Here is a 22444-nt window from a genome sequence, read left to right on the forward strand (position 1 = left end):
CGAGCAGGAGACATAGAATGACAATCAACCTTCCTATGCATACCAGCCTGGCGGGAATTGGCTTACCCGACAGCAAGCTCGCTCGTGAGATAACGCAACTCGTGCGTGATACCGAGACGCCGCTGCTGTTTCACCATTCGAGCCGCGTCTACTACTGGGGCGCTCTGGCAGGCAAGCGCCGTGGATTGAGCTTCGATCCCGAACTGCTTTATGCGGGCGCGATGTTCCACGACATGGGCTTGACGCACCGGCACAGCAGCGCCGACGAACGTTTCGAGGTTGACGGCGCGAATGCCGCCCGCGACTTCCTGCGGAGCTACGGAATCGCGCAACAGGATATCGACACGGTCTGGACCGCGATCGCCCTGCACACGACGCCTGGCATTCCGCAGCACATGCACCCCGTCGTCGCCCTTGTCACGGCCGGCGTCGAGATGGACGTGCTCGGATTAGGCTATGGCGAGTACAGCGCCACTGAGCGCGAAGTGGTTGTAAATGCGCACCCGCGCAGTGCGCACTTCAAGGAAGACATCATCCAGGCCTTTTACGACGGCATCAAGAACAAGCCGGAGACGACCTTCGGCAATGTGAAGGCTGACGTGCTCGCAGACAAGGATCCGCATTTCACCCGCGGCAATTTCTGCAGCGTGATCCGCAACTCCGCCTGGCGCGGGTAAGCGTCGCCCGTCCTCTCATCGGCAGCTCGACCGGCCAGTGGCGCGCTCGAAATCTCGTACTTTCATTAGTCCAGCACATGCTCAACACTCAGGATTCCAACATGTCTAAAACAGAACCATTTACCAATGCCACCGGCGCGCCGGTCGCCGATAACACCAATATCATGACCGCTGGACCGCGCGGCCCAGCTTTGCTGCAGGATATCTGGCTGATCGAGAAGCTCGCCCACTTCGACCGCGAGGTGATCCCCGAGCGGCGCATGCACGCCAAAGGCTGGGGAGCTCACGGCACGCTCACGGTGACGCACGACATCACCCGCTACACCAAAGCCAAGATTTTCTCGAAGGTCGGCAAGCAGACACCCATGTTCGCGCGGTTCTCCACCGTCGCCGGCGAGCGCGGCGCGGCCGATGCCGAACGCGACATCCGCGGCACCGCCCTCAAGTTCTATACCGAGGAGGGCAATTGGGACATCGTCGGCAACAATACACCAGTCTTCTTCTTCCGCGACCCGCTGCGGTTCCCGGACCTCAACCATGCGATCAAGCGCGATCCACGCACCGGGCTGCGCAGCGCGGACAACAATTGGGATTTCTGGACGCTGCTCCCCGAGGCGCTACATCAGGTCACCGTCGTCATGTCCGACCGCGGCATCCCGAAGAGTTTTCGCAACATGCACCTTTTTGGCAGCCATACGTTCTCGATGATCAATGCTGCCAATGAGCGCATCTGGGTCAAGTTCCACTTCCGCACCCAGCAGGGAATTGCAAATCTAACCGACGCTGAGGCTGCGGCCCTGGTCGCTGCCGATCGCGAAAGCCACGGCCGCGACTTGCTGAACGCGATCGAGGCCGGCGATTTCCCGCGCTGGACGCTTTTCATTCAGGTGATGACCGAGGCAGAGGCGAAGACGCATCGGCATAACCCGTTCGATCTGACCAAGGTCTGGCCGAAAGCGGAGTATCCACTGATCGAGGTTGGGGTGATGGAACTCAACCGCTACCCGGACAACTATTTCGCGGAAGTGGAGCAGGCCGCCTTCTCGCCCGCCAACATCGTGCCCGGCATCGGCTTTTCTCCCGACAAGATGCTTCAGGGCCGCCTGTTCTCCTATGGCGACACCCAGCGTTACCGGCTCGGCATCAACTTCAACCACATCCCGGTCAATGCGCCCAAATGTCCGTTCCAAAGCTACCATCGCGACGGCAAGATGCGCGCCGACGGCAATCTAGGGGGGACCCTTACCTTCCATCCCAACAGCGCAGGGATGTGGGATAACCAGCCCAATTTCGCCGAGCCGCCTATGCCGATCGAAGGCGACGCTGCGCATTGGGACCACCGCGTCGACGACGACCATTGGGAGCAGCCCGGAAATTTGTTCCGGAAGATGACGCCGCAGCAACAGATTCTGTTGTTCGAAAATACGGCGCGGGCGATGGGCGATGCAAGCGCGCACATCAAGCAGCGGCACGTCAACAACTGCACGCGCGCCGATCCAGCCTACGGGGCCGGAGTAGCAAGGGCGCTCGGGCTCAAACAGCCTGAGCTGGTCGATTGAGACAACGCTAGGATGTCATTCGGCCTGCAAAATTTGCGAACGATGACGTAATTGCGGTCGGCGCGCGCGGCTCGAAAGGTCCGTTATCCTCAAGCCTTCTCGCAATCCCGCGAATCGGACATCGAGCCATAGGGGACACTATTCGGGCGGTCTGGGGTCGTCCCATAGGGGTGGGAGCTATCGGAACGTGAACACAAGTAATCGTTACGGTACGCACCAGTAACGAAATGCGCATCCCAAAGCGGCATCCGGCGGGCGCCGCTTCTCGGGAGCACGCTCTATTTTATTTTCGCCGGGCGCTATCTGGAATGATGAATATATTTCAACTTTCAGAACGGTAATCATCTTCTTCTGAGGCTTCTTCTGGCTTTTGTGTTGGCCTTTGCGGGTTTATAAGGCTCCGCTCCATGCCAGCGATTTAACAGGAGAAGCTCTCGCGTTCGCTTGTTCAGCCAACGTGCCCGGCCTCAAGAGGGAGAAAAACGCAGACGACCACGCGAAGCTTTGTAATGCATATATTAACGGATGGGATGATGCGAGAGCTGCAAGACGTGGTCGCTGCTTGCGAGGAGGCCGATGAAGATGGGACTGGCGGCAACTTGGACAACACGATTTCAGTCTATGAAAGAGCTGACGGCAAGCGATTGGCTGTGTTGCCTCGGCCCCCGCATTTCTGATGGTCGGTCCGAAAGTACCCCCTAAGGTGACGACGGTTGCGGATTTTGTCGTCTGGTGCGGCGCCACCCGACGGTCGCCACCTATGGCACGCCGGGCGTCGGAACCACGTTGCATTTCTCGGTATGATGCCGGGCCGCAGCGCTGGGGCAGCTCGGTGTTTTCTCGGCAGCGATGGCTGGTGGGTAGGCCGTGGCGCCGGGAGTCCTGATAGGGATGTCGATCCTTGCGCTCGACGACGAATGACAGCGGCTGCAGTCCAGTTGCCTGATCCACGACGACTTGACGAAGTTACGAGTGCCACAAGAGTGCAGGCAATTTGGCCAGCGTTCCGAGGGAAAGCCGCTTGTCAGCTCCAAGGATTCGAATGCGGGTCGCGAGCCAATTCGACCAGCAAGGACTCGCTAGCGCAGACGCGGATTGGTGCTGAGTTGTACAGGTGTTGTATGAAAATCAAAAAAGATGCCGAAAACTCCGCTGTAAAAGCCAACAAGCAACTGTTTCTTATGAGGAAAGCGTGATGGAGCGGGTGAAGGGAATCGAACCCTCGTATTCAGCTTGGAAGGCTGCTGCTCTACCATTGAGCTACACCCGCATCTCGCATTCACCTAACACGGTCGGGCGGCGGTCTCAACCGGCCCGGACCCTTCTTTCCCACCTCGTGGGCGGACTTGTTCCAGGCCCTCGGCCCTGCCCCTTAACGACGGCTGGATTTCGCCCTATATTGGGTTTCCCGAAACCAACGAAAGGAGGTGATCCAGTGTCTCTTACCAAGCGCTGTCACCTCGCTGGGATCGCCCGCTAAGCTCCAGATGGAGGTTGGCATCGGGGCGCTCTCAGCCCTGGACCAGCGAGCAAGAAATCGGGCGCGACGGGGCCTCCCCGCCGCGCCTTTTTCTTTGGAAATTGCCTTGATGGGGAGGTCGGCCCGATGGCGGCCGGTTCAGTTCGCGCGAAGTCGCTCGCGCAGTGCAACGGCGGCGATCAGCGTACCGACGCACCAGGCCAAGGCGGCGCGGTGAGGTTCGCCGCCGAGCAGCACCGTGAAGATGCTGGTCAGCAGGCATGGGACGATTGCCTTGCCGGTCCGGCTCGCGAGCGAGAGCAGGAATGGCAGCGCGGCCATCGAAACTTGCAGGACACTCATTGTCGCGCGTCACTTCGGCCGGAAGGTTCTAGAAGCCACTGACACCCGGTGCACGCGGCTGCTTGCCGCGGCGGCTTTCGACGATCCGCTCGCCGCCGTTCTCGGCCGAGCTGCCGTAGTAGCGATGGTGGCCGGACTGGTCGTGCAGATCCGCTGCGTCGGACTTTCCCGCCCGACGCGCATCGCAGATGATCTTGATGGTCGACATGGCCGCCTCCGAAGTGTTCTTGGTGGCCATCAGTCGCGCCAGTTTCGGGCGCCGTTCACACCTTTGGGCCGCAATCGGGTTTCCGGAAGGTTTCGTCGCCGGGCCCGGGACGCAATATTTTCCGCAGCCCATTGTCGGCCGCGACGGTGGTGATACGTCCTTTGGACGCGCGCAGCAAAAATCAACGAGGTGACGATGCTTTACGCCATCCTGGCCTATCACGTGGAAGACGAGATCCTGTCCTGGACGCCCGAGACGGACGCCGCGGTCGTGGCCAAGGTCATCGAGGTTCAGGCTCCCTTGCGGGCAAGCGGACATTTGGGGCCGGCCGCCCGCCTGGATGAGACCCGAAAGGCCCGCACCTTGCGCGGCCCCGGCGCAGGCATGGTGCTGGACGGCCCGTTTGCCGAGACCAAGGAGCAGCTTCTGGGCTTCCACCTCGTCGAATACGATACGGATGAAGAGGCGCTCGCCGCGGCGCGGACGCTGCGCCAGGTCAATCCGACTGCGGTCTACGAAATCCGACCGGTCAAGCTTTACGTGCCGGCCGACGGGTTCGGTGCGACGACATCGAAGGAATGACCGTCTGGCCTACGAGTCCGCTCCGGTCGGCGCCGCGTAGAAGCGCTGGATCAGGAGCCCGCCGAAGGCGATGAACCACACGAAGGGTGCGATGTGCGGGGCAAACGCCGCCGCGATCGTGCCCGGGATGAACACCAGCAGCGGAAACAGCGATGCCATGAGTTCCTGGCGCCAGCTCCCCAGGATCACCCACCACAGCCAGGCGTTGAGGCCGGCGATCGCGGTCAGGTTCAGGCCGTAGAGCACGGCGACCGAGCTGCTCATGGCGTAGTTGGTGTAGAGGCCGTTGGTCACAGGCAGCAGCACGATCGACAGCAGGAAAAACAGATTGAGCATCACCGCACCGCGGCTGCCCACCGGCTGGCGCGCCAGCCGCCGGTGATGGCTGATCCAGAACACGCCGGCGATGATGAAGCTGAGCGCAAAGCCCGCGAGCTTGCCCGAATAGACCCGGGCAAGATCGTTCCAGTCGGGCGCGCCGGTGAACACAGCCGCCTTCGGCAGGTCGTAGGCGAGCAGCGTCATGGCAACGCCAAAGATGGTGTTGCTGAGCGACTCCAGCCGCCGCATCTCGAACTGCTCGGGCCGGGGGTCGGTCATGCCGGGTGTGCGCTTTTCGGGCTGGAACTTCGGGCCGTCTTGTCCCTAGGTCTTAACACCGGTTCGGTCCAGCCGCATTGCGATTCGCACCGCGATAGCCGACTCTCACCCTTTCACCCGGGGCGATTCGTGGCGACATATCTGGAGACGCTCAATGCGGAGCAGCGCCGCGCCGTGGAGCATGGCGTGGCCGATGGTGCGACCGTGGGCGCGCCCCTGCTCGTCATCGCCGGCGCCGGCTCCGGCAAGACCAACACGCTGGCCCACCGCGTCGCGCATCTGATCGTCGCGGGTGCCGACCCGCGCCGCATCCTGCTGATGACGTTCTCGCGCCGCGCCGCCGCCGAGATGGCCGGCCGGGTCGAGCGCATCGCCCGGAAGGTGCTAGGGGAGAACAATGCCGCGATCATGCGCGACGCCTTGAGCTGGGCCGGCACCTTCCACGGCATCGGCGCGCGGCTGCTGCGCGAATATGCCGAGCGGATCGGCGTCGATACCGCCTTCACCATCCACGACCGCGAGGATTCCGCCGACCTGATGAATCTGGTCCGGCACGAGCGCGGCCTGTCGAAGACAGAGAGCCGCTTCCCCGCCAAGGGCACCTGCCTGTCGATCTACTCGCGCTGCGTCAATGCCGAGATGGAGATCGAGAAGGTGCTGGGGGTGCACTATCCCTGGTGCGCCGGCTGGGCCGCCGAGCTGAAGGGCCTGTTCGCGGCCTATGTCGAGGCCAAGCAGGCCCAGCACGTGCTCGATTACGACGACCTGCTGCTCTACTGGTCGCAGATGATGAGCGATGCGCTGATTGCCGATGAGATCGGCGGCCGCTTCGATCACGTGCTGGTCGACGAATATCAGGACACCAACCGCCTGCAGTCCTCGATCCTGCTGGCGCTGAAGCCTGACGGGCGCGGCCTTACCGTGGTCGGCGACGACGCGCAATCGATCTACTCGTTCCGCGCCGCCACCGTGCGCAACATCCTGGATTTTCCGCAAAGCTTCTCGCCCCGCGCGGAAATGATCACGCTCGACCGCAACTACCGCTCGACGCAACCCGTGCTGGCGGCGGCCAACGGCGTCATTGGGCTGGCGCGCGAGCGCTTCACAAAAAACCTCTGGACCGACCGCACCTCGTCGCACAAGCCGCAGCTCGTCACCGTGCACGACGAGGCCGACCAGGCGCGCTACATCGTCGAGGAGGTGCTGGCCAACCGCGAGCAGGGCGCGCTGCTCAAGCACCAGGCGGTGCTGTTCCGGACGTCCTCGCATTCGGGCCCGCTGGAGATCGAGCTGACCCGCCGCAACATCCCGTTCGTGAAATTCGGCGGCCTGAAATTCCTCGACGCCGCCCACGTCAAGGACGTGCTGGCGCTGTTGCGCTTCGCCGAGAATCCCCGCGACCGCGTCGCCGGTTTCCGCATCCTGCATCTGTTGCCGGGCATCGGGCCTGCGACCGCGCAGCGCGTGCTCGACCAGATGGCGGAGAGCACCGATCCGCTCGCTGCGCTCGGCCAGCTCCCGGTGCCGCCGCGCACGGGCGCGGACTGGACCGACTTCGTGCGCACGGTCGAAAATCTGCGCTATTCGGAATGGCCGGTCGATCTCGAACGCGTGCGGCTCTGGTACGGGCCCCATCTCGACCGCATCCACGAGGATTCCGAGACGCGCCGCGCCGACCTGATGCAGCTCGAGCAGATCGCCAGCGGCTATGCCTCGCGCGAGAAATTTTTGACCGAGCTCACGCTCGACCCGCCCGATGCAACCAGCGACAAGTCCGGGCCTCCCTTGCGCGACGAAGACTATCTGATCCTCTCGACCATCCACTCCGCCAAAGGCCAGGAGTGGAAGTCGGTGTTCGTGCTCAACGTCGTCGACGGCTGCATGCCGTCCGATCTCGGCGCCGGCACTTCCGCCGAGCTCGAAGAGGAGCGCCGCCTGCTCTATGTCGCGATGACGCGCGCCAAGGACGACCTGCACCTCGTCGTGCCGCAGCGCTTCTTCACTCACGGCCAGGCCGCCAAGGGCGACCGCCACGTCTACGCCTCGCGCACCCGCTTCATCCCGGAATCCCTGGTCCATCTGTTCGAGCGCACTGCCTGGCCGAAGGCCGCAGCGGGCGCGGGCCGCACCGCGGCGCAAGGACCGAAGATCGACATCGGCGCGCGGATGCGGGGGATGTGGCGGTAGCGCCGGGGCTAGGCGTTCAGCCTGTCGAACTGGACCTTGCCTGCCTTCATCACCAGCGGAATGCGCTCGCCCTGACCGAGCAGGCAGGCCACATCGCGCAGCGGATTGCCGTCGACCACGAGCAGGTCCGCAATGGCTTCCGGCGCGATGCGGCCAAGCTTGCCCTCCATGCCGAGCACCTCGGCACCGATCAATGTCGCGCTGGCGATGACGGCGCGCGGCCCGAGAATCTCGGCGCGAATGCGGAATTCATCGCTCTGGAGGCGCTGGGAAGGTCCAAGCAGGTCGCTGCCAAATCCCATTTTGACACCGGCATCGCGGTAGATCGCGAGCGAACGCAGGCCGGCGTCGCGGACATCGGCGATCTTGGCCACGCTCTCCGGCGGCAGGCCATATTGGGCGCCCTCGTTGGCCAGCGCCTCGTAGGTGACGAGCGTCGGCACCACATAGGCGCCCTTCTCTGCCATCAGGCGCGCAGTCGGTTCATCGACCAGATTGCCGTGCTCGATGGTGCGCACGCCGCAGCGAACCGCGCGTTCGATGGCGGCAGCGGTGTAGGCATGGGCCAGCACATAGGTCTGGCGTCCGCGTGCCTCTTCGACGATGGCGCGAATTTCGTCCTCGGAGTAGCCGAAGGCGCCGACCGGGTCGGTCGGCGAAGCGACGCCGCCGGAGGCCATGATCTTGATCTGGTCGGCCCCCATCTGGAGCTCTTCCCGCGCCGCCCTGCGCACGCCATCGACACCGTCGGCGACGCGCGCCAGGGCGCCGACGCGCACGCAGCACGGACATGGTGCATCGCTCGCCAGATAATCCGACCGCGCCCGCATGTCACCGTGGCCGCCGGTCTGACTGAGCGCACGGCCGGAGACGAACAGCCGCGGGCCGTCGGTCAGGCCGGTCTCGATCGCCTGCTTCAGCGCATGGCCGGCGCCGCCGGCATCGCGGACCGTGGTGAAACCACGCCGCAGCATGCCGCGCAGCAGCAGCGTCGAGCGCAGCGTCACCAGCACGTTCGGCATGTGCACCTGCTGCGCCAGGTTGAGCTCGACCGCCACCGCATGCACATGCAGGTCGATCAGGCCGGGCATCAGCGTCTTGCCCTTCAGATCGATGGTGCGATCGGCGGTGACCTGGAGCGGCCGGTCCGATATCTCCTTGATCGAATTGTCCTCGACCAGCACGTGATATCCCTCCAGCAGGTCCGGCTGAAGCGGATCGAGCAGAGCGGCGTTCTTGAAGAGGGTACTGGGCATGGTCGTTTCCTGTCTGGTCAGGACCTGTCGGTCGTCAGCAACGCTGGCAGCGCGAGCTGGGCGAATGGGAGACACGCGGCGACGTCGTCCTCGCCGTACCAGCCCGCCTCGTGGAGCAGGTTGAGCGAGCCGAGCGTACGCCCGCGCCAGCGCACGGGCATGTTGAGCACGCTCTCGCAGCCGAGCGTGGCGATCAGCTCGTGGTCGGAGAACACCATGCGCAGATCGTCCTGGGTGCGGCCGATATAGGCCTCGCCGCGCTCGAGCACGGCCTCGGTCCACGGGCCCGGCACGAGGCGCTTGCGTCCGCCGGTCGGATACGGGCCCGGGAGATTGGAATAGACCCGCGCCGCATCACCGCTGTCACCGTCATAGGTCAGGATCGTGAACAGCTTGTGCCCGATCGCCGACTTCACGGCCTGGTCCAGCGCCGCGAACAGCGCACCTGGTTGATCCGCCCTGCCCTGCGCCGCCGCGACGGCACAGAGCAACGGATCGGCCTGGCGTTTCACCTGCGTCATGCAACTTCACCCGCCGCAATCTCCTCCAGCGAACGGCCGCGCGTGCGAACGCCCATGAGCACGACGGTCACCGCCCCGAGCAGCAGCACGGTGGTGGTGACGCCGAACACGCCGGCGAAGCCGAAATTGGGATAGAGATAGCCGACCAGGATCGGCGAGACGATCGCCCCGATCCGGCCGATCGCGGAGGCGAGCCCGGCACCGGTGGTCCTGACCGGCGTCGGAAACACCTCCGCGGTATAGGCATAGACGCCCGCATAGGTGCCGTTCATGAACAGGGACAGGAAGATTCCCGCCAGCATGATGTGCTGGTCGCTCTGCGCAAAGGCGAGCCCGAGCGCGCTGGCGCCGCCGAGCACCATGTAGGACGCGATCGTCGCTTGCCGGCCGATGCGCTCGTTGAAATACGCGGCGCTGAAATAGCCGGGAATCTGAGCGCAATAGATCGCGATCGAATAGGCGAAGCTCTTGGTGATGCTCATTCCGTTCTGGACCAGCAGGCCGGGTATCCAGACGAAGAAGGAATAATAGCTGAAGGTGATCGTCAGCCACATGATCCAGGTCATGATGGTGATGCGCGCCTGCCGGCCTGCGAGGAGCGCGGCGAAATTGGCGAGCAACGTTCCGGTCGCACCCTGCGGCGCGACGGCTTCGACCACCGGCTGCGGCAGGACATAGCCCTGGCGTGCAAAGCCCGCCTCGATCCCGTCCAGCAAGGCTTCGGCTTCCTTCTCCCTGCCCCGGCTTTCCAGCCAGCGCGGCGATTCCGGCAGCGCCCTGCGCCACCACAACAGCATGATGACCGGCACCGCGGTGATGACCAGCACGATGCGCCAGCCGTTCTCATAAGCGGGAACGATGAAATAGCCGAGCAAGGCCGCCGCGACGAAACCGAAGGAGAAGAAGCCCGCCAGGGCACCGGTGAAACTGCCGCGGTAGCGCCGCGCCACGAACTCGGCAAGATACGGCGCGATGATCGCGCTCTCCGCGCCGGTGCCCATGCCTGCGACGACGCGGGCGGCGAAGAAAGACGGCCATGCATCGACCATGGCGCTCGCGATGGACGCCGCGCAATAGAGCGCAAGTGCAGACATCATCACCGCGCGGCGGCCGATCAGGTCGCCCAGCGTCCCCGCCAGCAACGCGCCGAACAGGAAACCGATATAGGTGCTGCTGCCGAGCACGCCGATCTGCACGCTCGACAGATTCCACGCCGTGCGCAGCACCGGCAGGATGAAGGCCAGCACCGCCGCGTCCATCGCGTCGAACATGTAGCCGAGCCCGCCCATCAGCAGCAGATGCTTGTGGAAGCGTGCGAACGGAAGGCGCTCGATGCGCGCCGATATCATCGACATGAAAGTCCCCTCAGTCTGGCGGCCCGGCGCACCGCGTGTTCCTTGGGAACCATAGACAAGGTGACATTATCGTCATAATTTATAATCATGATCTAATATATCACCATGGTGAATGTTCATGTCGTTCCGCGCGCTCGACCTCAACCTCCTGAAAGTCTTCGAGGCGCTGATGACCGAGGGCAGCGTCACGCGCGCGGCTAGTGCGCTGACGATGACGCAGCCCGCGGTCAGCAATGCGCTGGCGCGGCTGCGCGACGCGCTCGGCGATCCCCTGTTCGTGAGATCCGGTACCGGAATCCGTCCCACCCAGCGTGCCGTGGTGCTGTGGGGGCCGATCGGCGAGGCACTGGAAAGCGTGCGTGGCGCACTCGACGAGCAGGTGTTCGATCCCGGCCGCGCGCAGACCGAGTTCAGCCTGTCGATGTCGGACTACGTCTCCTCGCTCGTGATGCCGGATCTCCTCAGCCATCTCGGCAAGGTCGCGCCGAAGGCGCGGGTCCATACCGTCCCCAACACCATCCTGGAGATCGCCGACCAGCTCGAGGACAACAGGGTTGACTGCGTCATGAGCGTCTATGTCAACGAGGCGCAGCAGCCGGCGGCCATTCGCTCGCGCTCGCTGTGGACCGTGGACTATGCCTGCTTCATGCGGCGTGGCCATCCGTTCGCGGGCATGAAGCGGCTCAGCACGCGCGCTTTCCTCAACGCGGGACACGTCGATGTCAGCCTCGCGGGCAAGACCTTGCCGTCCTACGACCTCTTCCTCGCCTCGCGCGGGCTGTCGCGCAACCTGGTCGCGACCGTCAATCACTACAGCGCCGCCTACGAGGTCGTGCGCCAGTCCGACCTCATCGCCGTGCTGCCGAGCGACCTGCGCTCGCAATCAAGGCATGCGCCGTTGCTGCATGCCATGCCGCTTCCGCTCAAGGCGCCGCCGCGCATCGTCAGCCTGTTCTGGCACCAGCGCAACGACACCGTGCCGGCGCAGCGCTGGCTGCGCGAAACGCTGGTCGAGATGTTCGCCAGATCCGATTGAGCCCGCCTTTGCAGTGAAAAACCGGAAACCATGCCTTTCCCGGAGCAGCATTGTCGAAACGGCCGTCGCGCCCTAGCTGCACAGCAAACAGTTTCCTCCCACAGGACGGACGCCGCTTGCGCCCGACAGAGACCTTATCAATGACCGCACCGCTTCAATTCGGACTGGATACTTTTGGCGACGTCACCAGGGACGCCTCCGGCGCCATGCTTGCCCACGCGCAGGTGATCCGCAACGTGGTCGACGAGGCGGTGCTGGCCGACGAGATCGGCCTCGACTTCATCGGCCTCGGCGAGCACCACCGCGCCGACTTCGCGATCTCCTCGCCGGAGACCGTGCTGGCCGCTATCGCGTCGCGCACCGGGCGCATCCGTCTCGGCTCGGCCGTGACGGTGCTGAGCTCGGACGATCCGATCCGCGTGTTCCAGCGCTTTGCCACGCTCGACGCGCTCTCGAACGGGCGCGCCGAGGTGATCCTCGGCCGCGGCTCGTTCACCGAATCCTTTCCGCTCTTCGGCTTCGACCTGCGTTCTTACGAGGCGCTGTTCGAGGAGAAGCTCGATCTTTTCGCAGCCCTGTTGTCGCAGCAGCCGGTGACCTGGGAGGGCAAGCTGCGTCCACCGCTGCGAGATCAGCTGGTCTATCCCCCGGTCGAGAACGGCACGCTGAAGACCTGGATCGGCGTCGGCGGCAGTCCGCAATCGGTGGTGCGCGCCGCGCATTACGATCTGCCCTTGATGCTCGCGATCATCGGCGGCGATCCCGCGCGCTTCGCCCCCTACGTCGATCTCTACCACCGCGCGTTCAAGGAGTTCGGCCGGCCCGCACAGCCGATCGGCGTGCATTCGCCCGGCTACGTCGCCGACACCGACGAACAGGCGCGCGAAGAGCTATGGCCCGACTACAAGGCGATGCGCGACCGCATCGGCAAGGAACGCGGCTGGCCGCCGATGGGCCGCGACGAGTTCATCAGCGAGGCCGAGCACGGCTCGCTCTATGTCGGCTCGCCGGAAGCGGTCGCGCGCAAGATCGCGAAGACGGCAAAGGCGCTTGGCGTCTCGCGCTTCCAGTTGAAGTATTCGGCGGGCCCGCTACCGCACGAGAAGCTGATGAAGAGCATCGAGCTTTATGGGCGGAAGGTGGTGCCGATGGTGCGGGAGATGATGGGGTGACCGGGCCTGGCGTGTTTTGATTCACGTCAAGCCGTTTAGCCGCGTTTCCCGGCTAGAAGGAAGCTCCCGCACAGATCACGCGAGAGTTCAGGCAATGCCATCTCTTCCAAGGAAGCCCAGGCAAGGTCGCCCCAGGAAAGCGCAAGCAAAGCCCGTCAGGCGCAAGACGGCGGCGCGCGCGCAAGCACTCAAGCTCAGTCCCGTCGAAAGATCGCTGGTGGAGCAGTCGTCCGCGGGCGCGCTCGAGACAGAACTGGCGGCGCTGGACAACGTCCTCAATGGTTTCCCCGCGTTACCGCCCGACAGCGACCCCGTCCAGGCCATGCTCACAGGCGCCGCGCCGGATGACGCCAGGCGTCTTCAGGCACTTCTGGTCGGCAAGGAAAGCAAACGTGCGAAGCGGCAGACCAGCGACGAACTCGCCGAGGACTGGCGGTTGGGCGGCTACCCCTACAAATCCCGTATGTTTCGCCGCGACTATGAGGAGCAGAAGTTCGTTCTCCAGACCGAGCTACTGAAGCTGCAGAACTGGATGAAGGAGACCCGACAGCGACTGGTCCTGCTGTTCGAGGGCCGCGACGCCGCCGGCAAGGGCGGCGCCATCAAGCGCTTCATGGAGCATCTCAATCCCCGTGGAGCCCGTGTCGTGGCCTTGGAGAAGCCGAGCGACGTCGAGCGCGGCCAATGGTATTTCCAGCGCTACGTGCAGCATCTGCCGACGGCAGGCGAGATCGTGCTGTTCGACCGGAGCTGGTACAATCGTGCCGGCGTCGAGCGCGTCATGAACTTCTGCTCGCCCGCAGAGTACGATGAATTCCTGCGCCAGGTTCCGGAATTCGAACGCAACCTCGCACGCAGCGGCCTGCATCTCATCAAGTTCTGGTTCTCGGTCAGCCGCGAGGAACAGCGGCGGCGCTTCAAGGAGCGTGAAGGTCATCCGCTGAAACAGTGGAAGCTGTCACCGATCGACCTCGCCTCGCTCGACAAATGGGACGACTACACGCGGGCAAAGGAAGGAATGTTCTTCCACACCGACACCGCGGACTGCCCCTGGATCGTGATCAAATCCGACGACAAGAAACGCGCACGGCTGAACGCGATGCGCTACGTGTTGCACGCCATGCCGTACGCCGGCAAAGACACCAAACGCATCGGTATGGTCGATGATCTCCTGGTCGGGCGCGCGAACGTGATCCACGAACGCGAAGAGCACACAAGATAGGACGAGAACGCGATCAGGCCGACTGCGCCTGTTAGCTGCGTTCAAACCGCTCGGTACATGTCTTGCGCTGACATTCTGCTCGCTTACCCAGCCGTAGCTCGCGAAGCGAGCGAAGGCTGGTGGGGGAGGCAGGACTCGAACCTGCGAAGCCATGAGGCGGCTGATTTACAGTCAAGCCGTACCCTCTGACAGACGACGACAAATCAGGACACGGAAACAGATCTCGTGTCGAAAATTCCTCTTAATACGGGCGTATGTCTGCTATTGTCTCGGACACAGGGTAACACGCAAAGACACTGGGTAACTGTTACCCTGGCGTTACCCAAGCGAGGCTCACGATGGCAAAAGCCCTCACAGTCAAGCGTATTGAGTCCATCGAATAGCAGCCGGCGCCGGCAGAACGTCAGGAGATCCCTGACGGCCTGCTCGTGGGCCTCTACCTGGTCCGGCAGCCCAGCAAGGCAATGTCGTGGGCCGTCAGATATCGACACGCCGGAAGACCTCGCAAGCTAACCCTTGGCGCCTACCCCGCCATCACTCTTGAGGCCGCACGAGACCTTGGCAGCAAGGCACTCAGAGCAGCGGCTGGAGGGCGTGATCCTGCGCAGGAGAAGCAGAGCGCAAAGGTCGAGGAGAAGCGCCGGGCAGCCGAGGAAGTTTGGGCCCAGCGAGACCTGTTCGAGAACGTCGCCCGGGAGTTCATCGAGCGCTATGCCAAGCCTCGCGCCGCCAACAAGGGACGCCCCGACGCCTGGGTTGAGACTGGCCGCATTCTCGGGCTCAAGCCTGACCCAGCCAACCCCGGCAAGCTCACTGAGTCCGGCGGAGACGTCATCCCGCGCTGGCGCGGGCGGAAGATCCAGGAGATCGCCAAACGCGACGTCATTGCACTCCTAGATGAGATCCAGGACCGGGGCGCCCCCATCATGGCCAATCGTGCGTTGGCGGCAGTGCGGAAGCTGTTCAACTGGGCTGCCTCGCGGGACATCGTCAGCGCCTCTCCCTGCGCGGGAGTGACCCCTCCCGCAGCGGAGAAGAGCCGCGATCGGGTACTGACCGACGATGAACTCAGACTGGTGTGGCTGGCAGCGGAGGCCGAACCCTGGCCATACGGTCCAATCGTCAAGCTTATGATCCTTACCGGCCAGCGGGAGGCCGAGGTAGCCGGCATGTTCGAGGCGGAGATCAAGACCGACAAGCGCGCGTGGTCGATGGAGGGCGGGCGAACCAAGAATGGGGAGGCCCACGAAGTCCCCCTCTCCGCTTCTGCGCTGGCGCTGCTCGCCGCCCAGCCGCGTATCGGCCGCAAGCGCTTCCTGTTTTCCAGCGATGGCGAGTCCCCGGTCAAGTCCTTCTCGCGAGCGAAGGACCGCATCGACGAGGCTGTGCAGAAGCTCAATGGGGACAAGCCCATCCCGAAGTGGGTCTTTCACGATTTGCGCCGCACCGTTGCCTCAGGGATGGCTGGCCTGGGCATTCAATTGCCGGTTATCGAAAAGGTTTTGAACCATAAAAGCGGGACATTCCGCGGAATCGTCGGCGTTTACCAGCGGCACAGCTTTGCCGAAGAAAAGCGCTCCGCATTGGACGCGTGGGCCAAACACGTGCTTTCGATCGTCAGTGGCAAGCGAGCATCCAACGTGATCGGCATCAGGGAGGCCAAATGAGCAGTCAAGCCATCCCCCCCGTGCCTTGGGAAGCGGTACTCAAGGTTGCACAGCACATACCAGCAAATCAGCAAGGCGTTCCCGCAAACACTGGCCGGCTGGAAGCTGCGCTCAACAGCATTAAGCGATCTGTAGCGACACGCGCGATCGACTTCGATCATCTCCATCAAAGGGATCTTTGGCAGTCAGCTATAGATGAGATCGATTCGTTGACTAGAACATTGACTAGGGCTGCGAGCCAGCCCTTGCACGGAGTGATCTTCGGCGCCGAAGGTCTAAGCGAGAACCTTGCCAGGTTAAAGGTGGTCGAGGAATGGGCAACTCTGCGGTTCAGGTTCTTTGACGACCTATCAAAATCTCGACGCGCTGGTCGGTCTCCCTCCCGAGAATACGCATATAAAACACTCATCGAGATGTGGGCTGAATACGGCAATGTCCCTTCGAGTGGCAAAGACGGGCCGTTCTTTCGCTTCTTTAACGCCGCATGCGAGGCAGTTGGGGTCAAAGCTCCCGACGGCGATAACATGCGAAACATTGTGTCTCGCTACCGCGTAGGCTGACCTGCGAACTATCATTTTTAGGTTACGTTTTTTGGACGCCGCGAACGTCGCACCTTGTCGGCACTTTCAACGACAGGAGATGCAATGTCCACTATCGAAACTAATGTCACCGGCCGCAAGCTACCGACGAAGTCGGTCTGCGCTCGCTACGGCGTCTGCGACCGCACCATTGCCCGCTGGGAGCGCGATCCCGATCTCAGCTTCCCGCAGCCCATGCTGCTGAACGGCAGGAAATACTACGACGAAGCCGCCCTGGCCGACTGGGACCGCGCTCAGATTCGCGGGGCGGCATAATTTGATGACCCAAATGGAAAACCCCGCGCTGGCGGCACGGGGCGTTCCGAATGCCGATCTGCTGGCTGGCTCGATCACTTCGGAAACTACATCCCCGCTTCGCAGACTGCAAGCATCTCGTCTTGCTCGTCTCTATGCCGTGAACGCAGCGATGGCTGAGATCATCGCACCTCTCGTATTTCTGGAGGTGATGCGATGACGGTCCCGTTCCTCAACAACTACCTGGGCTGTCAAATGCGCGCGATCAGGGCGCATGCGACGCGATCTCTCGACAATGACGATTTGCTGGCGCTGCTGGAAGAACTGGAAGCGACCCGCACCGCCATCGAAAACGAATTGCAGTGGCGCAAGATCCACAAGGACGGCGCTGCATGAATGCACACACGTTCAACTTCACCCTTCGGGAGCTCGCGCTTGCGTTGGGCGGCGCTGTCTCGGGCAATCAAGTTCTGGCGCCCGGCCCTAGCCACTCGGCCGGAGACCGGTCCCTCAGCGTTCGGCTTGATAGCTCGGCGCCGGGCGGCTTCATTGTGCATAGCTTTGCCGGCGACGACCCCTTGAGATGCAAGGACTACGTGCGCGAGAAGCTTGGGGTTAGCTGGGAGCCGACAGCGCCCCCGCGCGACAGCATCGCCCGCATGGCTGATCGTATTAAGCCCATAGCTAAGGCCGGCAGCCCGCCCGCGACGTACATCTATAGGCGGGCCGATGGCACGCCTTATCTGCGCGTCGTGCGTCCCGGCTTCTACCAGTCGCACTGGAGCGGCGGCGCTTGGGTCAGCGGCGCGCCCAAGGAGCCAAAGATCCCCTATAGGCTGCCCGAACTGCTCGCCGCAGAGCATGATGACGTGCTAATCGTCGAGGGAGAGAAGGACGCGGACAACGTGGCCGCGCTCGGCTTCACGGTGACGACCAACCCTGGCGGAGCCGGCAAGTTTCCTCCCGAGTTTGCTGAATATTTCCTAGGCAAGAACGTCTACATTTTGCCTGACAACGACCCGGCCGGCGAAGATCATGCAAAGCTGGTCACGGAGGTTTTGCTCAACGTCGCTAGCTATGTGCGCATCGTGCGTCTTCCCGGACTTCCTCCGAAAGGGGATGTATCGGACTGGATCGAAGCCGGCGGCAGCGCCGACGACCTGGCCGACATTCTGCGGCGTACCAACCCGATCGAGTCAGAGGTGCCACAGCGCCTCGTCAAATCCAGCGCTCAGTTCCTAGAGGGATTTACCCCGCCTGATTATTCGATCGACGGACTGGTGCAGCGCCGCTTCCTATACTCGGTCACGGCTCCAACGGGACACGGCAAAACCGCAGTTGCACTGCTTATCGCGGCCCACAAGGCTTTGGGCAGGTCGATCGGCAAACATGACGTAGACCCCGGCCGCGTTCTCTACTTTGCTGGCGAAAATCCCGACGACGTTCGCATGCGCTGGATCGCGCTTTCCGAGAGGATGGGTTTCGACCCGCGGACTATCGACGTTTATTTCCTTGAAGGAACATTCAAGATTTCAGAGCTCGCGCTGCGCATCAAGCAGGAAGTTGACGACCTGGGTGGCGTGTCCCTGATCGTGGTCGATACCAGCGCGGCTTATTTCGAGGGCGACGAGGAAAACGGGAACGTCCAGGCCGGCGCTCACGCGCGTATGTTTCGGCAGCTTCTCAGCTTTCCCGGCGAGCCCTGCACGCTAATCCTCTGCCACCCCGTCAAGAATGCGCAGCAGGACAATCTACTTCCTCGCGGTGGTGGTGCCTTCATCGCTGAAGTCGATGGCAACCTGACGTGCTGGAAGACAGATAGTCTCGTTTCCCTGCATTGGCAGGGCAAGTTTCGTGGACCGGACTTTGCGCCGCTCACATTTCAGCTCGAAACGGTTAGCTCTCCTCAGCTTAGGGACAGTAAGGGCCGGCAGATCCCGAGCGTGGTGGCGAAGGCTCTCTCTGAGATCGAAAAGAGCAGGGCCGATGCCAACACACGGGAAGACGAGGATGCCATGCTGCTCGCGATCACCGACAACCCGCGCGCGTCTTATGCCGGCCTGGCCGTGGCTCTCGGCTGGATCTCCAGCAAGGGCGAGAACAAGGCAAAGGTGAAGCGATGCGCCGATCGGTTGAAGGCGGACAAGCTCGTAAAATCTGACCGGCGCGGCACCCTCACGCTCACCGAAAAGGGTGAAACGGAAGTGAAACGGTTGCGCGCCAACCAAACACACTCGGCCGGCGTTTCGGGCTGAGTGAAACGATTGAAACGATCTGAAACGATGGAGCGAAAAGGCAAGCACATGAAGGCACTTCTACAAACCACGAAGGCTGAAACGGTTGAAACGGAATCCCTATTACGGGGTGGGTTTCTAAACCCCGTAGGGTCGTTTCGTTTCACTCCCTTCCCTAGAGGTGAAACGGTGAAACGCTCGCGGTGTTGTTGCGAGGAATTGTCAGGGCTTCGGGGCGACCCCCGTCATCCCACCTCTCGACTGCGTCAATTCATCAGAGGTGTAGCGGCAACTTCTAAGTCCACACGCTCGTCACCTGATAGTAAGTCAGCGCTTCATGTCTGCAATTGTCTCGTTGTGTCAATCTATTAAGCCAACTCAAAACATCATATCTTGATGTCGGGTAACAAGCGGGTATCCGCAACTGATTTTCGCGTTTAACCGGACAACTTACATGGGCGAACGTATCGCCAACCACCGCTGCCAAGTCTGCCGTCATCCCGAGCGATGGCGGATCGAGCTATTGCGTGCCGGCGGTGCAAGCCTGGACTCTCTCGGTGAGAAGTTCGGCGTCGATCGTGACGCGATCTGGCGCCATTGGAGCAAGCACGTCAGCGCCGAAATGAAGGCGTCCTATCTCTGCGGCCCGGCTCAGCTTGCTGAGCTTGCGGAGAAGGCAGCGGCCGAGGGCGACTCGGTTCTCGACCACCTGCGCATGATCCGCACGGTGCTCACGGGCCAGCTAGCGGCGATGACCGAGGCCGGAGACGGTCGAGGCGCCGCTTACGTTGCAGGCCGCCTTACCTCGACCCTGGAGACGATCGCGCGTGTGACTGGCGAGCTGGGGTCTATGGCTCAGTCCGTCAACATCACAAACAACCTGACTGTTCTGGCCGAACATCCCGCCTTCCTGCGGATGCAAGCGACCATGCTGCGCGCCCTTGCGCCGTTCCCTGATGCGCGTGCGTCGGTGGTGGCGGCGCTGCGCGATATGGACGGCGAAGGCGCGCCCATGACTCTCCCTGCCAAGGTGATCGACCATGTTGCTGCATAGCCTCGCGGGCAAACTCGCTGATGCGCTGGCTGATGGCGGCTGGCGATCAAAAGCACGACCGTCCCAGCTACCGCCCCCGGGTGACTGGGCCGGCTGGCTAGTGCTGGCGGGCCGCGGCTTTGGCAAGACGTTCTGCGGCGCGAATTGCACAAGCGAGTTGGCTGAGACGGGTGTCGCGCGGCGCATTGCTCTGATCGGACCAACGGCGGCGGATTGCCGGGATGTCATGATCGAGGGCGAAAGCGGCATCCTCGCAATGGCGCCGGCCTGGTGCCGTCCCGATTATGAACCATCCAAGCGCAAGCTGACCTGGCCCAACGGGGCTATTGCGCATGCCTTTTCCAGCGAAGAGGCCAACCGACTCCGAGGACCGCAGTTTGACTTCATCTGGGCCGACGAGTTGGCGGCATGGAACGATGCGCAAGCAGTATGGGACATGGCGATGTTCTGCCTTCGCCTGGGCCGTCGTCCCCGCTGGATTGTAACCACGACACCCAAGCCGCTGAAGATCCTGCGCAGCCTGATCGCCCGTGAGGGCCAGGACGTGGTTGTGACCCGCGGCTCGACCTTTGAAAACGCCGCTAATCTGGCGCCGAGTTTCCTGCAGTCGATCCGCGAGAGGTACGAAGGCACAAGGCTTGGGCGCCAGGAACTGAACGCCGAGATACTGGACGACTTCCAGGGCGCATTGTGGACGCGCAAAATGCTCGAACGAGCCCGCCTCACTGGCGCCGTTCCCGATCTGCGCCGCGTTGTCGTGGCTATCGATCCTTCCGGCACGAACGGCCAGGACAGCGGCGATAGCGTCGGCATTGTGGTGGCCGGCATCGGTGTGGATGGACTCGGATATGTTCTCGCCGATCGCACCATTAAGGCGTCCCCTGGAGAGTGGGGCGCGTGCGCTGTTGCGGCCTATCGCGAGTTCAAGGCCGATAGGATTATTGCTGAGCGCAACTTCGGCGGTGCGATGGTGCAGCACGTCATCCGCACAGTTGATCCAACCGTTCCCTATCGCGAGGTGACGGCCAGCAGGGGCAAGGTGCAGCGCGCCGAGCCGATTTCGGCATTGTACGAACAGAACCGCATTCGTCATGTCGGCAGCTTCACCGAACTGGAAGATCAGCTCGCCGCCATGACTGGCGAGGGCTTTGCCGGCGACGGCTCGCCCGATCGCGCCGACGCGCTGGTTTGGGCGCTCACCGAACTGATGACGACGCCGCAAACGCCAATGGCGGCGTTCTCCACATATTCGTCATTCGCCCCGCGTGCGGCTTCACCAAGGCTGTTCGACGGACCAATTGCCAACGGCCCGCTGGCCGGCGGCTACGCAACAAGCCGATAGGAGAAACACAATGAGCATTGTCGTAAAGGGCCGCCGCAAGATCCTGCCTCGCGATGTGCCCGGGCGCGAGAACCGCGAGATCCGGATGTGGACCCTGCAAAGCAAGCCGGGTTCGACCCTGGAAGCCCTGGAAAACGCATACACGGGCGCGCTTGCGGCGGTGGACACGGCGGAAAGCACTGGCCGCCAGTTGTTTGCCGACAAGCGGTACACAGAGGACGGAGCCCGTGACCAATTCCGCAACCACATCCTGCGAGATAGTGTGCCGGCCCTTCATCGGGGCCGCATGGCCGTCAATCGCGCCCGCCAGGAGCTGGATCAGAAGCGAGCAACGTTGCAATTGCCGAAGGGCGAGCCAACCGACGCTGCCGCGGCGATCCGGCGCATGGGGATTCAGACCTGGTTGCGCAGCCTCTCGCAGCAAGAGCGGGACAACGTCACCCGTGCAGAGAACATCGATCCGATGATCCGGGAAGCCATCCTTGAAGTCCCGGCCATGATGACCGGCATTGCCGAAACCCATCGCGCTCTGTTGGCGGAGACAACCCTGCGCGAGACGCACGGTCCCCTGATGGACGAGATCGCGGAACTGAGCGAGGCCATTGAGGTGGCGGAGAGTGCAATTCAGGCAGGGCGTGACAGCGTGCGGATTGATACCGGCCTCAGCCCCGCCGAGTTCGAAGAGCAGGCCCGCGCCGTCGAGAGCCGCCACAGCGTTGCATGGCTTCGCAGGCGCGGCAGCGAGTTGCGGGTTGTCGATCTTGAGCGCGGAGTCTGGCGGGAGGCGACCCCCGACGAACTTGCAAGCGGCATCGAGGCCGCGACGCTCGAGGAATTTGAAGCGAAGCGGGTCGCATAGCTCGAAAGCAATTCACCGATTTGCTGGCCGCGGATGTACCGGCAGCAAAACCAGAAGGATTCCGGAAGTGTTGGACAAGAACGATAAGGCGATGGTCCGCGAGGCCGCGCGAGGCTTGAACGGGGCCGAGGCCGCCAACTTCGAGACCGCGGTGATTGCCCGATTGCAGGAGGCGCTAGACGCCGGCTTGATCGGCCACGTCACGAAGGCGCATGTGCGCGCTGCTTGCACTGCCGAACTTGCGGGGGGCAAGTAAAC

23 protein-coding genes and 1 tRNA gene are annotated in these 22444 nt (G+C 62.9%); 17 read left to right on the forward strand and 7 right to left on the reverse strand.

All coding sequences use genetic code 11. From position 1 onward, the window contains the following. Positions 1–17 precede the first annotated feature (17 nt). Both NR187_RS22995 and NR187_RS23000 read left to right on the forward strand, forming a co-directional pair. Positions 18–677 carry an HD domain-containing protein gene (locus NR187_RS22995; RefSeq protein WP_372703259.1) on the forward strand — a complete coding sequence of 220 codons (660 nt, stop codon included), beginning with the start codon at positions 18–20 and terminating at the stop codon, positions 675–677. Between the two features lie 77 nt (positions 678–754). Beyond that, the gene (locus NR187_RS23000; protein WP_372703260.1) at positions 755–2236 is read left to right on the forward strand and encodes a catalase; all 1482 of its coding nucleotides are present in this window, start codon (positions 755–757) and stop codon (positions 2234–2236) included. Between the two features lie 1196 nt (positions 2237–3432). On the opposite strand, the gene NR187_RS23005 is transcribed toward NR187_RS23000, so the two are convergent. The 3 genes from NR187_RS23005 to NR187_RS23015 all read right to left on the reverse strand — a co-directional run bounded on the left by NR187_RS23005 (position 3433) and on the right by NR187_RS23015 (position 4296). Next, positions 3433–3506, reverse strand: a tRNA-Gly gene (locus NR187_RS23005). Between the two features lie 348 nt (positions 3507–3854). Beyond that, positions 3855–4058: a hypothetical protein gene (locus NR187_RS23010; protein WP_211386889.1), complete on the reverse strand. Its 204-nt coding sequence runs from the start codon at positions 4056–4058 to the stop codon at positions 3855–3857. A gap of 28 nt (positions 4059–4086) precedes the next feature. After that, on the reverse strand, positions 4087–4296 hold the full coding sequence (locus NR187_RS23015) for a hypothetical protein (RefSeq protein ID WP_249129608.1): 210 nt from the start codon (positions 4294–4296) through the stop codon (positions 4087–4089). Between the two features lie 165 nt (positions 4297–4461). Here NR187_RS23015 and NR187_RS23020 point away from each other — a divergent pair, with 165 nt between their 5' ends. Next, positions 4462–4848, forward strand: coding sequence for a YciI family protein (locus NR187_RS23020; protein WP_211386888.1), 387 nt, complete (start codon positions 4462–4464; stop codon positions 4846–4848). 9 nt (positions 4849–4857) lie between these two features. On the opposite strand, the gene NR187_RS23025 is transcribed toward NR187_RS23020, so the two are convergent. Continuing rightward, positions 4858–5448, reverse strand: coding sequence for a TMEM175 family protein (locus tag NR187_RS23025; protein WP_211386887.1), 591 nt, complete (start codon positions 5446–5448; stop codon positions 4858–4860). Positions 5449–5577: 129 nt separating this feature from the next. Here NR187_RS23025 and NR187_RS23030 point away from each other — a divergent pair, with 129 nt between their 5' ends. Then, the gene (locus NR187_RS23030; RefSeq protein WP_256807761.1) at positions 5578–7635 is read left to right on the forward strand and encodes an ATP-dependent helicase; all 2058 of its coding nucleotides are present in this window, start codon (positions 5578–5580) and stop codon (positions 7633–7635) included. Positions 7636–7643: 8 nt separating this feature from the next. On the opposite strand, the gene NR187_RS23035 is transcribed toward NR187_RS23030, so the two are convergent. From NR187_RS23035 to NR187_RS23045, 3 genes are read right to left on the reverse strand one after another with little or no spacing between them, the layout of a single operon-like run. Further along, positions 7644–8891 carry an amidohydrolase family protein gene (locus NR187_RS23035; protein WP_256807762.1) on the reverse strand — a complete coding sequence of 416 codons (1248 nt, stop codon included), beginning with the start codon at positions 8889–8891 and terminating at the stop codon, positions 7644–7646. A gap of 17 nt (positions 8892–8908) precedes the next feature. Next, entirely contained in the window at positions 8909–9412 is a 504-nt protein-coding gene (locus tag NR187_RS23040; protein ID WP_256807763.1) for a GAF domain-containing protein, read from the reverse strand. Further along, positions 9409–10767, reverse strand: coding sequence for an MFS transporter (locus NR187_RS23045; protein ID WP_211386883.1), 1359 nt, complete (start codon positions 10765–10767; stop codon positions 9409–9411). Before NR187_RS23045 ends, NR187_RS23040 begins: the two co-directional genes overlap by 4 nt. Before the next feature lie 112 nt (positions 10768–10879). Between NR187_RS23045 and NR187_RS23050 the strand changes: the two genes are divergently transcribed. The 13 genes from NR187_RS23050 to NR187_RS23110 all read left to right on the forward strand — a co-directional run bounded on the left by NR187_RS23050 (position 10880) and on the right by NR187_RS23110 (position 22442). After that, positions 10880–11803 carry a LysR family transcriptional regulator gene (locus tag NR187_RS23050; RefSeq protein ID WP_306235691.1) on the forward strand — a complete coding sequence of 308 codons (924 nt, stop codon included), beginning with the start codon at positions 10880–10882 and terminating at the stop codon, positions 11801–11803. 140 nt (positions 11804–11943) lie between these two features. Then, positions 11944–12975, forward strand: coding sequence for an LLM class flavin-dependent oxidoreductase (locus tag NR187_RS23055; protein ID WP_211386881.1), 1032 nt, complete (start codon positions 11944–11946; stop codon positions 12973–12975). 94 nt (positions 12976–13069) lie between these two features. Further along, positions 13070–14197, forward strand: coding sequence for a polyphosphate kinase 2 (ppk2, locus tag NR187_RS23060; RefSeq protein WP_211386880.1), 1128 nt, complete (start codon positions 13070–13072; stop codon positions 14195–14197). Positions 14198–14607: 410 nt separating this feature from the next. Then, positions 14608–15864: an integrase family protein gene (locus tag NR187_RS35020; protein WP_256807857.1), complete on the forward strand. Its 1257-nt coding sequence runs from the start codon at positions 14608–14610 to the stop codon at positions 15862–15864. Further along, entirely contained in the window at positions 15861–16424 is a 564-nt protein-coding gene (locus NR187_RS23070) for a hypothetical protein (protein ID WP_256807765.1), read from the forward strand. The genes NR187_RS35020 and NR187_RS23070 overlap by 4 nt, the downstream gene beginning before the upstream one ends. Before the next feature lie 84 nt (positions 16425–16508). Further along, positions 16509–16718, forward strand: a complete 210-nt coding sequence (locus NR187_RS23075; RefSeq protein WP_256807767.1) for an AlpA family transcriptional regulator — start codon at positions 16509–16511, stop codon at positions 16716–16718. A gap of 4 nt (positions 16719–16722) precedes the next feature. Next, positions 16723–16917 carry a hypothetical protein gene (locus NR187_RS23080; RefSeq protein WP_256807769.1) on the forward strand — a complete coding sequence of 65 codons (195 nt, stop codon included), beginning with the start codon at positions 16723–16725 and terminating at the stop codon, positions 16915–16917. After that, entirely contained in the window at positions 16914–17093 is a 180-nt protein-coding gene (locus NR187_RS23085) for a hypothetical protein (RefSeq protein WP_256807770.1), read from the forward strand. Before NR187_RS23080 ends, NR187_RS23085 begins: the two co-directional genes overlap by 4 nt. Further along, on the forward strand, positions 17090–18952 hold the full coding sequence (locus tag NR187_RS23090) for an AAA family ATPase (protein WP_256807771.1): 1863 nt from the start codon (positions 17090–17092) through the stop codon (positions 18950–18952). The genes NR187_RS23085 and NR187_RS23090 overlap by 4 nt, the downstream gene beginning before the upstream one ends. Positions 18953–19385: 433 nt before the next feature. Continuing rightward, a complete protein-coding gene (locus tag NR187_RS23095; protein WP_256807772.1) occupies positions 19386–19985 on the forward strand; it encodes a hypothetical protein in 600 nt (199 codons plus the stop codon). Further along, entirely contained in the window at positions 19972–21327 is a 1356-nt protein-coding gene (locus NR187_RS23100; RefSeq protein ID WP_256807773.1) for a DNA-packaging protein, read from the forward strand. The genes NR187_RS23095 and NR187_RS23100 overlap by 14 nt, the downstream gene beginning before the upstream one ends. 10 nt (positions 21328–21337) lie before the next feature. Then, positions 21338–22186 carry a hypothetical protein gene (locus tag NR187_RS23105; RefSeq protein ID WP_256807774.1) on the forward strand — a complete coding sequence of 283 codons (849 nt, stop codon included), beginning with the start codon at positions 21338–21340 and terminating at the stop codon, positions 22184–22186. 70 nt (positions 22187–22256) lie between these two features. After that, positions 22257–22442, forward strand: a complete 186-nt coding sequence (locus NR187_RS23110) for a hypothetical protein (RefSeq protein WP_256807775.1) — start codon at positions 22257–22259, stop codon at positions 22440–22442. The last annotated feature ends 2 nt before the right edge of the window (positions 22443–22444 follow it).

Source organism: Bradyrhizobium sp. Bra64, assembly GCF_024519875.1.
Classification (GTDB): Bacteria; Pseudomonadota; Alphaproteobacteria; order Rhizobiales; family Xanthobacteraceae; genus Bradyrhizobium; species Bradyrhizobium japonicum_G.